12 protein-coding genes and 1 other RNA gene are annotated in these 11,152 nt (G+C 50.3%); 5 read left to right on the forward strand and 8 right to left on the reverse strand.

Annotation, left to right across the window (positions count from 1 at the left end; all coding sequences use genetic code 11):
• Window positions 1-56: 56 nt before the first annotated feature.
• On the forward strand, window positions 57-626 hold the full coding sequence (locus NBA72_RS06475; RefSeq protein ID WP_000779802.1) for a YbaY family lipoprotein: 570 nt from the start codon (window positions 57-59) through the stop codon (window positions 624-626).
• Between the two features lie 32 nt (window positions 627-658).
• Here the strand turns inward: NBA72_RS06475 and NBA72_RS06480 are convergent, their stop codons facing one another.
• Window positions 659-1,048: an MGMT family protein gene (locus NBA72_RS06480; protein ID WP_000961285.1), complete on the reverse strand. Its 390-nt coding sequence runs from the start codon at window positions 1,046-1,048 to the stop codon at window positions 659-661.
• An 84-nt stretch (window positions 1,049-1,132) separates the two neighbouring features.
• Here NBA72_RS06480 and ffs point away from each other — a divergent pair.
• Window positions 1,133-1,229, forward strand: an RNA gene (ffs, locus tag NBA72_RS06485) — signal recognition particle sRNA small type.
• A gap of 49 nt (window positions 1,230-1,278) precedes the next feature.
• Here the strand turns inward: ffs and NBA72_RS06490 are convergent.
• Entirely contained in the window at window positions 1,279-2,829 is a 1,551-nt protein-coding gene (locus NBA72_RS06490; protein ID WP_042948126.1) for an EAL domain-containing protein, read from the reverse strand.
• A gap of 224 nt (window positions 2,830-3,053) precedes the next feature.
• Here NBA72_RS06490 and NBA72_RS06495 point away from each other — a divergent pair, with 224 nt between their 5' ends.
• Window positions 3,054-3,317: a type B 50S ribosomal protein L31 gene (locus NBA72_RS06495; protein ID WP_000801416.1), complete on the forward strand. Its 264-nt coding sequence runs from the start codon at window positions 3,054-3,056 to the stop codon at window positions 3,315-3,317.
• A 1-nt stretch (window position 3,318) separates the two neighbouring features.
• Window positions 3,319-3,459, forward strand: a complete 141-nt coding sequence (gene ykgO / locus NBA72_RS06500) for a type B 50S ribosomal protein L36 (RefSeq protein WP_001197749.1) — start codon at window positions 3,319-3,321, stop codon at window positions 3,457-3,459.
• Window positions 3,460-3,514: 55 nt separating this feature from the next.
• On the opposite strand, the gene NBA72_RS06505 is transcribed toward ykgO, so the two are convergent.
• The 6 genes from NBA72_RS06505 to acrA form a co-directional block, all read right to left on the reverse strand.
• Window positions 3,515-3,985: a YlaC family protein gene (locus tag NBA72_RS06505; protein ID WP_000136183.1), complete on the reverse strand. Its 471-nt coding sequence runs from the start codon at window positions 3,983-3,985 to the stop codon at window positions 3,515-3,517.
• 117 nt (window positions 3,986-4,102) lie between these two features.
• On the reverse strand, window positions 4,103-4,654 hold the full coding sequence (maa, locus tag NBA72_RS06510) for a maltose O-acetyltransferase (RefSeq protein ID WP_001278793.1): 552 nt from the start codon (window positions 4,652-4,654) through the stop codon (window positions 4,103-4,105).
• 178 nt (window positions 4,655-4,832) lie between these two features.
• On the reverse strand, window positions 4,833-5,051 hold the full coding sequence (locus NBA72_RS06515; RefSeq protein WP_001280991.1) for an HHA domain-containing protein: 219 nt from the start codon (window positions 5,049-5,051) through the stop codon (window positions 4,833-4,835).
• Between the two features lie 27 nt (window positions 5,052-5,078).
• Window positions 5,079-5,453, reverse strand: a complete 375-nt coding sequence (tomB, locus tag NBA72_RS06520; protein WP_000344807.1) for an Hha toxicity modulator TomB — start codon at window positions 5,451-5,453, stop codon at window positions 5,079-5,081.
• A gap of 495 nt (window positions 5,454-5,948) precedes the next feature.
• On the reverse strand, window positions 5,949-9,098 hold the full coding sequence (gene acrB / locus NBA72_RS06525; protein ID WP_001132508.1) for an efflux RND transporter permease AcrB: 3,150 nt from the start codon (window positions 9,096-9,098) through the stop codon (window positions 5,949-5,951).
• 22 nt (window positions 9,099-9,120) lie between these two features.
• The gene (gene acrA, locus NBA72_RS06530) at window positions 9,121-10,314 is read right to left on the reverse strand and encodes a multidrug efflux RND transporter periplasmic adaptor subunit AcrA (RefSeq protein WP_001039202.1); all 1,194 of its coding nucleotides are present in this window, start codon (window positions 10,312-10,314) and stop codon (window positions 9,121-9,123) included.
• 141 nt (window positions 10,315-10,455) lie between these two features.
• Between acrA and acrR the strand changes: the two genes are divergently transcribed.
• Entirely contained in the window at window positions 10,456-11,109 is a 654-nt protein-coding gene (gene acrR, locus NBA72_RS06535; protein WP_000101755.1) for a multidrug efflux transporter transcriptional repressor AcrR, read from the forward strand.
• Window positions 11,110-11,152 lie beyond the last annotated feature (43 nt).

Below are 11,152 nucleotides of genomic sequence, written 5' to 3' on the forward strand. Positions count from 1 at the left end.
CCACTCTTCCGGCGGGGGGAAAGGCCTGCTGGTGCATTGATGATAAGGAGAATTGAATGAAACTCGTGCACATCGTAAGTGGTTTAGCGGTTGCGATATCTCTGGCGGCCTGCGCTGATAAAAGCGCTGATATCCAGACGCCTGCGCCAAACCCTAACATGTCGATTACAGCTAACCAGTCTACTATTCAGCAACCCAATGTTTCCGGTACCGTCTGGATCCGCCAGAAGGTCGCTCTGCCGCCAGATGCGGTGCTGACCGTGACGCTTTCAGATGCTTCGCTGGCTGATGCGCCGTCTAAGGTGCTGTCGCAAAAAGCGGTACGTACCGAAGGTAAACAGGCGCCTTTCAGTTTTGTGTTGCCGTTTAACCCATCAGATATTCAACCTAACGCGCGTATTCTCCTGAGCGCGGCCATCACCGTTGACAATAAGCTGGTATTTATTACCGATAGCGTGAAACCGGTGATTAACAATGGCGGCACTAAAGCGGATCTGACGCTGGTACCGGTACAGCAAACGGCGGTGCCTGTGCAGGCCAGCGGCGGTGCGACGACGACGGTTCCATCGACCTCACCGACCCAGGTCAATCCGTCTTCTGCCGTTCCTGCGCCTACCCAGTATTAATCCTGCGCCAACCCTCTCCGTTACGGAGAGGGTTAATACACCCAGCGATAGCGTTGTAAATCGATTTGTCCGCTTCCCGACACCACCACGCCTTCCGCCAGTAATGCCTGACGTTGCCGCTGTAGATCCGGCCCGGTAAGTGATATTGCGCCGTGGCGGTTCACCACCCGATGCCATGGTAAAGTGCTGCCTTCCGGCAGACGTTTTAAAACTCCGCCGACCTGACGCGCCGCCCGAGGCGAACCGGCAAGCCGGGCGACATCACCGTAGGTCGTGACAAATCCTTCCGGGATCGAGGCGACGATTTGCCAGACGCGTTGAGGAAATGTGTCCTGAATATCCATAATAGAATCCTGCGTTAATGCTTCAGGATAATCTGGAATAAGGGGGGAGGAAAGCCCGGATGCGCAAGAAACCAGCATCCGATGCCTGATGGGTTGCAATTGCACGATATAGCAGTGATAATGCGCCTGCGCGTTGGTTCACAACGCTCTCAATGGGGGCTCTGTTGGTTCTCCCGCAACGCTACTCTGTTTACCAGGTCAGGTCCGGAAGGAAGCAGCCAAGGCAGATGACGCGTGTGCCGGGATGTAGCTGGCAGGGCCCCCACCCATTTGTGCCTCTCCATACTGTTCTTTTCTGCTGTGCGACGTTATAGCCGCTGTTCCGCCCAAAGAATAAATGCCGTAGCGGGTAGGGGTTTACTGTATAACCAGCCCTGACCATAATGTACGCCATGCTGGCGTAGCCACTGTTCTTGCCTGATCGTTTCGATGCCTTCTGCGACCATCTTAAGTTTGAGCGTTTTCGCCATTTCAATAATATGCGGCGTGACGTTTTTATATTCCAGCGCATCGACAAAAGATTTATCAATTTTAAGGACATCTACATCCAGATTTTGTAAGTAGCTGAGGCTGGAATAGCCGGTGCCAAAGTCATCAATATAAATTGAATGTCCCACGTTACGGTATCTGGCGACAATTGGCGCGCTGGTTTTCGGATCGGCGAACTCGCGTTCTGTTAATTCAAGCGCGATTTGCGACGGAGAAATTTGGCTACGGTTCAGCAGCGTGCTTAACAGCGTCGGCAACGTTTCCGACGCCAGATCGGATGCCTCAAGATTGATTGAAATATGTTGTTCGGGATGGGACTTTAACCAACTCCCCATGTCTTCAAAAACGGTTTCGATGATTAGCCGGGTTAGCGGCTCCGTGAGCCCGGTTTGTTCAGCCAGTGCGATAAAAATTTCCGGCGAAAGGAAGGTGCCGTCCGCCTGTTGCCAGCGAGCTAAAGCTTCGGCACCGACAATTTTTCCGCTGCTCAGGGAGACAATAGGCTGATAGTGTACGTTAATTTCGCGATTGTCTATCGCATCCTGGAGACGGTGGCGGGGCGACTGTAGCCGACGCAAAATACGCAGAATAAAGGCCGCGGCCAGCAGACCCGTTACGATGCCCGCCGGTAGCCAGATAAACGCCTGTCGATACCAGCTCCTTTCCAGCGGAGCGGTCGGTGCCCAGCTTACGATAGTTATGCCCATTTCCGGAAAGGGGTGGATAGCATACTGAATGCCTCGGTTTTCCAGCCGCAGGGGCGTCTCATGGTGAATGAGCGGAAGAATAGCGGGGTCAAGGTTACCGCTGCTGGCAACCACAGTATTGCGTTCCCGGCCAATAATAGCGACGTCAATCGGCCATGCGCCAAACGGAATCACATCGATAAAGGACGCCGGGTCGATCATCACGATATAGCTGTCGCTCCCGAGTGCCGCCATATAGCGTTTTATACCCAGATCGTTTTGCGCCGTAAACCAGGCGCGATAACCGTCGCGAGTGATTTTCATGGGTGGAGGGAAAGCGGGAATATGGCTCTCTTTTTCAAGTGAGGAGCAAACGGGAATCGAATTTTTAAGATACAGAACTTCCTGGACATACCGAAAGCTATAAGACACGCGGCGCATGGCGAGTAAATGGGCGCTGCTGCAGGGCTCGCCTTTAAAGGAGGCAATATGCGTTAACGCGGCTTTTGCCTGGTCACTGACCCTTTCTGTACGTAGCGCCACCCGGGACGAGAAGATATCCAGCTCTTCGTTAAACCTTTTTTCAACTTGACGGTGCGCCAGCCACAGGCTCAATCCTATCGGGAAAAGGACAGACAGGATAAGCACTCCCGTTACCAGGCTGACCAGATGTCGTGTTGTCACAGTGATGTCCTTATAAACACAGCGTAGAGAAAGTATATCCGATCGTAAATCGCGCCCTTGAATGATAAAGCTATTTTATCGATTTTACAGATACAGGGGCCAGACTAACGCGTTACGCCACGTTGCTTTTGCCGCCAGGAAGAGATCGTGAATGTTTACCGGTTGAAAAAGGAGCGTTGATAGCGTATTTTATTGTTATGTTATAACATAATTGGGAGGGCGCAATGAAACCTGATATTCATCCTGTATACCGCACCGTCGTATTTCACGACACCAGCGCAAATGAATATGTGAAAGTGGGATCAACTATCAAAACTGAACGTGAAATCGAACTGGACGGCGTGACATATCCGTATGTCACTATTGATGTGTCATCAAAATCGCATCCTTTTTATACCGGTAGACAGAAAACGTTTGATAGCGAAAGTAGCGCCGCACGCTTCCAGAAACGTTTTGGTCATTTTATCGGCGCTAAAAGGGGTAAATGAAATGCAGGTGTTAAACTCACTTCGCAATGCAAAACAACGGCATCCGGATTGCCAGATAGTCAAACGCAAAGGACGCTTATACGTGATTTGTAAAACAAATCCGCGTTTTAAGGCGGTTCAGGGGCGTAAAAAAAGACGTTAAAAAACCAACGGTTCAGGGAAAGCAGTGCGTACCAGGGAGGGTGCGCACTTTTTTATTACCGGCTGGCTTCTGCGCGGGCCAGCGTAAAAATATCGTAGAAGGAAAGTTCGCCCTTACGGGCAACCATTTTTTGCAGCTGGACTTTATGTTCATTATCCACCTGTGGAGACTGAAGAATCGTCTCAATGAGCGTGGGGGGAACAAAGCGGGTGTTGTACCATTCGCCGTTGTAACAGACCCGGAGGTCCAGCACATCAATGTCGTTATAGTGATAACGCGGGGCGATGTCGAAAAAGAAGAAGCCATTAAATGCGATAAATAACACCACTAACAGCCACACTGACCCCACCAGCGTTTCTGATTGCAGCATGACCGCCAGCGTCGCAAACCAGGCTGCATACATCGCGATAAATAACCCAGGATGCTTGCGGATAAAACTGATACTAAAACGCGGCCTGTTATCGCGTTTTTCACGGACGTTTAAGTCATCAATAGTTTCGCTAAGCAGGCGCTGTATCTCTGTCATCTTTTGCCTTCATGATTTCTGCGACATAGGGGGTAATACCGGCCCATTTTAAAGGGAGGTGTAACGTGAAAAAAGTAACAGATTAACCACGAATTAGCATAACAGTTATCATTTTAACTACAATTTTTTAATGATTCGCGCCGGGTTTCCACCTACCACGACGTCTGGCGGTACGTTTTTTGTCACCACAGCGCCTGAAGCGACGACGACGTTATCGCCGATGGTTACGCCAGGATTAACGACGGCTCGTCCGCCTATCCAGACGTTATTTCCGATAGTGACGGGTTTACCTAATTCTCTGCCGCTGTTGCGTTCGACGGCGTCCAGCGGGTGCGTGGCGGTATAGATATGTACCCCTGGCGCGAGCATACAATTATCGCCAATATGAATTGGGCAAACATCAAGCATGACGCAGTCGAAGTTAGCGTAAAAGGAGTGACCAAGAAAAATATTATAGCCGTAGTCGCAACGAAAGGAAGGTTCAATATAGGCGTCTTCGCATCGACCCAACAGGTCGCGTAAAATCGCCTGACGCTTATTTATTTCATCAGGCGTAGTATAATTGTATTGATGGATGAGTTGACGCGCCCGCAGTCGATCCTGGCATAAAGTTTCATCGGTCGGGCAATACAGTGCCCCAGCGATCATTTTTTGTTTTTCGTCACTCATCGCGCGCTCCCCTTGGTGGATATTATCGCAATAGAAGCAATAATAAAGTATTAGAGGGAACGTTCCCTGCTATTGGTATGTGATCTATATCACTGTTCTATAATAGCCCGTTGTGTTATTAGCCTGAACGAGGAGGCAGATAACACCTGCGTGTTCTCTAAAAAGTAATGTAGCGTGATTAACGAATGAATTTCCATACTGAAGAGGGGATCTTGTCGTAGAGTTTGTTCATCGTCAATTCTGCAAGACGGTGATCCGCAGCTGAGTAAAATACAGCCAGCTCATTGTCGGACAATTCATATTTATTTTTCTCAATGACGCGCTCCAGAGTGTCAATTGTCTGACAGCGCCGTAAACGCATCAAATAATCAGTTTTAGTTAATGGTTTATCAGACATAAATTCTACCTATGATTGTAATAATTTTTAACAAGACAAACTAACAGGATTAGCCCTGGTGGCGTTGACGAAACAACGGAACAGGCGGTTGCCCGATTTACGCCATTTTTGCAAATCCTGCGTATTAATACCATAGCTGCTGAACAACATAAAGGTGTCGTCCAGGTATTCATCTATCTGCGCAATCAATTTATTGTCTTCATTGTACTTAATTTTATAATTAAGCGCGAAAGTTGCAATATGCTCTATCAGCTCATTGAGCTGCAGGTTGACTGCTGAGGTCGGGTCATTAACCCAGCCATGGTTGCTTTCTTCAAGGTTTGCAAGACAGTCATGATACAGGGTTTCGCAAAGAAATTTAAGCTGTGCTATATCATGTCTTTTGGGTGAGTATTCGTCCATAATGCATCCCCTTTTTAGTGGCTTAAACTAACCGAACACCTTCGGGATGGATACAACTAACTAACCTGGTACTTCCCACGTCACCTTATGATTTAACTATAATCTACTCTAAAAAACTTTTCATCGTCATATTACGAAAAATTACAATTGCGTGAAAGCCGCGTGTTGCCATACTTTTTCGAATTTTAACAGTGATCGTCGGTCGCCTAAAAAGGAACCAGTTTTATTGTTTGTGTAATCATTGGGTTAACGTTTTTTAGCTTTTCAGGCTAAAACAATAGACTCTGACAGGAGAAAATAGCCAGGAATATTCTTAATATTTCTTAATTAATGGCTGAATTAAGAAATGGCCAACTTTCCTAAGAAAAGCCTTTAACGCAGTAAGGATTATACCTTTTATTAATATGGCAAAAAATAATCAATCTAACAATAAGCGTATTTTATGATTTTTGCGTAAAAAAGGCCGCTTGCGCGGCCTTATCAACAGTGAGCAAATCAGCGATGTTCTGTCGAATGACTATGCTCAATATCTTCGCTTTTACGGCTAAAGCGGCGGCGTACCACCACGAAGAAGACCGGTACGAAGAAAATAGCCAGTACGGTTGCCGTTACCATCCCGCCCAGTACGCCAGTACCTACCGCATTCTGCGCGCCGGAACCCGCGCCGGAACTGATAACCAGCGGCATAACCCCCAGCATGAACGCTAACGAGGTCATCAGAATCGGGCGCAAACGCATCCGGACGGCCTCCAGCGTCGCTTCTACCAGACCTTTCCCTTCTTTATCCATTAAGTCTTTGGCGAATTCGACGATAAGTATCGCGTTCTTCGCCGACAACCCAATGGTTGTGAGCAGGCCCACCTGGAAGTAAACGTCGTTAGTCAGTCCGCGGAAGGTCGCAGCCAGCAGCGCGCCGATAACCCCAAGCGGAACAACCAGCATTACGGAGAACGGGATAGACCAGCTCTCATACAATGCCGCCAGACACAGGAAGACGACGATCAGCGAGATAGCATACAGGGCAGGGGCCTGGTTGCCGGACAACCGTTCCTGGTAGGACATCCCGGTCCAGTCATACCCAATGCCTGACGGCAGCTTGCTGGCCAGTTCCTCCATCATCGCCATCGCTTCACCAGTACTCTTGCCTGGCGCCGCCTGACCCAGAATTTCCATCGAAGGCAGACCGTTATAGCGTTCCAGACGTGGCGAACCATATTCCCAGCGGGAAGAGGAGAATGCGGAGAACGGCACCATCTGACCATCGCTACCACGAACGTACCAGTCGTTAATATCATCCGGCAACATGCGGTATTTCGCTTCGGACATCACGTAAACTTTCTTCACACGACCGCGATCGATAAAGTCGTTTACATAGCTGCCGCCCCATGCTGCGCCCAGCGTGGTATTAATGTCGCTAATAGACACGCCCAGCGCCTGAGCTTTTTCCTGGTCGATATCGATTTTAAACTGTGGCGTATCTTCCAGACCGTTAGGTCGAACGCCGACCAGCAGATCAGGATATTTCGCCACCTCGCCGAACAACTGATTACGTGCCTGGGTGAGTTTTTCATGACCAAGTCCCGCCTGGTCAATCAACTCGAAGTCAAACCCGGTTGCGGTGCCCAGTTCAACAATCGCCGGCAGGTTAAAGGCGAAGACCATCGCATCTTTAATTTGTGAAAACGCTGCGGTTGCCCGCTGGGTAATCGCTTCAACCTTGTTTTTTTCGCCTGGACGATCGGCCCAGTCTTTCAACGACACGAATGCAATACCGGTATTCTGACCGCGCCCTGCAAAACCGAAGCCGTTGACGGCGAATACCGATTCAACGTTGGCTTTCTCTTTGTTCAGATAGTAATCCGTGACCTCATCCAGCACTTTTTGCGTGCGCTCTTGCGTCGCGCCGGCGGGGAGCTGGACCATTGTCAGGAATACGCCCTGGTCTTCATCCGGCAAGAAAGAGCTTGGCAGACGAACGAACAGATAAGCCATACCGACGACGATAATGAGATAGAGCAGCAGATAACGCCCGGTGCTGCGCAGAATATTCCCTACGCTATCGGTGTAGTGATGCGTGCTCTTATCAAACAGGCGGTTAAACCAGCCGAAAAAGCCTTTTTTCCCTTCGCCATGATCGCCTTTGGCGACGGGTTTGAGCATCGTCGCGCACAGCGCGGGCGTCAGGATCAGCGCGACCAGCACCGACAGCGCCATCGCCGATACGATGGTGATAGAGAACTGACGATAAATTGCCCCGGTTGAGCCGCCAAAGAAGGCCATCGGAATAAATACCGCCGACAGTACCATCGCGATACCCACCAATGCGCCCTGAATCTGGCCCATGGATTTGCGCGTCGCTTCCTTCGGCGGAAGGCCTTCTTCCGTCATAACACGTTCGACGTTCTCGACCACCACGATGGCGTCATCCACCAGCAAGCCGATGGCGAGCACCATCCCGAACATCGTCAGCGTGTTTATCGAGAAACCGAATGCCGCAAGCACGGCAAAGGTTCCCAACAACACCACCGGAACCGCAATAGTCGGAATCAACGTCGCGCGGAAGTTCTGCAGGAACAGGTACATCACCAGGAACACGAGGATAATCGCTTCGACCAGCGTTTTTACCACTTCATGAATAGAGATCTTCACGAACGGCGTGGTGTCATACGGGTAGACGATTTTCATCCCTGGCGGGAAGAACGGTTCCATTTTTTTCAGTTCGGCGCGAATAGCGGTAGCGGTATCCAGCGCGTTGGCGCCGGTAGCCAGTTTGATGCCAAGACCTGACGCTGGCTGACCGTTAAATTTCGCGATGACGTCGTAGTTTTCGCCGCCAAGCTCAATTTTCGCTACATCCCGCAGACGAACCTGAGAGCCATCCTGATTCACCTTCAGCAGGATTTTGCCAAACTCATCCGTTGAGGTCAGACGCGTTTGGGCAATAATCGATGCGTTAAGCTGCTGGCCTTTTACCGGCGGCGTACCACCGAGCTGACCTGCCGCGACCTGGGCGTTCTGCGCTTTGATCGCGTTAATCACGTCGACCGGCGTCAGTTGGTATTTGGTTAGCTCTGTCGGATTCATCCAGATACGCATCGCATACTGCGAACCAAACAGCTGAACGTCGCCCACCCCAGAAGTACGGCTGATCGGATCTTTCATATTGGCGGCAACGTAATCCGAAATATCCTCCTGGGTCATGGTGCCGTCGGTGTTAATGACGCCCACTACCATCAGGAAGCTACTTGAGGACTTCTCAACGCTCACGCCCTGTTGCTGTACTTCCTGGGGAAGTAACGGCATTGCCAGTTGCAACTTGTTCTGAACCTGAACCTGCGCGATGTCCGCATCGGTGCCGGATTCAAAGGTCAGCGTGATCTGCACGGTCCCCGTGGAGTCACTGTTGGAGGACATATACATCAGGTTATCGATACCGTTCATATTCTGTTCGATAACCTGCGTGACGGTATCCTGTACCGTTTTCGCATCAGCGCCAGGGTAGGTTGCGGAGATCGTCACTGCTGGTGGCGCAATCGTCGGATATTGCGCTACCGGCAATTTGAGGATCGCGAGCCCCCCTGCCAACATGATGATGATGGCGATCACCCACGCAAATATAGGGCGATCGATAAAGAAATTAGGCATGTCTTAACGGCTCCTGTTTAAGTTAAGACCTGGGCTGAGCAGGTTGATCACCGCTTGCGGCTTGCTGTTTGTTATCCGCGGTAATTTCCTGCACTTTAACCTGTGCGCCAGGACGTACTTTTTGCAGCCCGCTGACGACTACGCGGTCGCCCGCTTTCAACCCGTCAGTCACCAGCCACTTATCGCCGATCGCCTGGCTTGCGACGATTTGGCGGGTTTCCACTTTGTTATCAGCGCCAACCACCAGCACCGTGGCATCGCCGCGTGGAGTTCGGGTAACGCCCTGTTGTGGAACCAGTAATGCCGTCGGTTTTGTCCCTTCCTGCAGACGTGCGCGAACGAACATTCCTGGCAATAAGGTGTGATCCGGGTTAGGGAAGATGGCGCGCAAAGTAATAGATCCGGTGGTTTGGTCAACGGTAACGTCGGAGAATTCAAGCGTACCGGATTGCGGGAATTTGATACCGTCGCTGGTCACCAGGTCGACCTTCGCTTTGCCGTTTTCCTGTTTCAGCGAACCATTTGCCAGCTCCTGCTTCAGGCGCAGGAAATCATTGCTGGACTGGGTCACATCGACATAAATAGGGTCCAGCTGCTGCACTGTCGCCAGCGCCGACGCCTGACCGTTCTGTACCAGCGCGCCTTCCGTTACGGACGACTTACCAATACGACCGCTAATCGGCGAGGTGACTTTGGTATACGCCAGGTTGATACGTGCGGTTTCAACGGCGGCTTTTGCTGCGACAACGGCGGCAGTCGCTTGTTGCGCGTCAGCCAGCGCCTGATCGTATTCCTGCTTACTGATGTACTGCGTACCCAGCAGCTTTTGATAACGCTTCACCGTCAGTTCAGCGATATTCGCGGCGGCCTGCGCTTTTGCCAGATCGCCCTTAGCGCTGTCGTAAGTCGCCTGGTAGGTCGCAGGATCAATCTGATAGAGAGAGACTCCCGCTTCGATATCACTTCCCTCAACGAAATTACGCTTCAGGATAATGCCGCTTACCTGCGGGCGAACTTCGGCGATACGGTAAGCAACGGTACGACCCGGAAGTTCAGTTGTGATTTGCAGTGGTTCCGTTTTTAGTGTGACAACCCCAACTTCTGGCATCTGCTGGCCGCCTTGCTGGTCCTGTTTGTCGTCACATCCTGTTAGCGCTAAGCTGCCTGAGAGCATCAGAACGACCGCCAGAGGCGTTAACCCTCTGTTTTTGTTCATATGTAAACCTCGAGTGTCCGATTTCAAATTGGTCAATGGTCAAAGGTCCTTAAACCCATTGCTGCGTTTATATTATCGTCGTGCTATGGTACATACATCCATAAATGTATGTAAATCTAACGCCTGTAAATTCACCGACATATGGCACGAAAAACCAAACAACAAGCGCTGGAGACACGACAACACATCCTGGATGTGGCCCTGCGTTTGTTCTCGCAGCAAGGCGTATCGGCAACCTCGCTGGCGGAGATTGCGAACGCTGCTGGCGTGACGCGCGGCGCAATCTATTGGCATTTCAAAAATAAGTCGGATTTATTCAGTGAGATCTGGGAGCTATCAGAATCCAATATTGGTGAGCTTGAGATTGAGTATCAGGCAAAATTCCCCGACGATCCACTATCTGTATTAAGAGAAATTTTAGTTCATATTCTTGAAGCTACTGTAACAGAAGAACGACGCCGCTTATTGATGGAGATTATATTCCATAAATGTGAGTTTGTCGGAGAAATGGTTGTGGTTCAACAGGCGCAACGTAGCCTTTGTCTGGAAAGTTACGATCGGATTGAACAAACGTTAAAACATTGTATTAATGCTAAAATGCTGCCTGAAAATCTGCTGACCCGTCGTGCGGCGATACTGATGCGCAGCTTTATTTCAGGGCTCATGGAAAACTGGTTATTTGCTCCGCAATCGTTTGATTTAAAAAAAGAAGCTCGCGCCTACGTCACGATCCTGCTGGAGATGTATCAATTGTGTCCGACGCTGCGCGCGTCGACGGTCAACGGCTCCCCCTGATAATATTCCAGGAAAACTCCTGGACATTTTCTGTGTCGCTATT

Origin of the sequence: Salmonella sp. NW1250 (assembly GCF_051812965.1) — a bacterium.
GTDB classification, from domain to species: domain Bacteria; phylum Pseudomonadota; class Gammaproteobacteria; order Enterobacterales; family Enterobacteriaceae; genus Salmonella; species Salmonella enterica.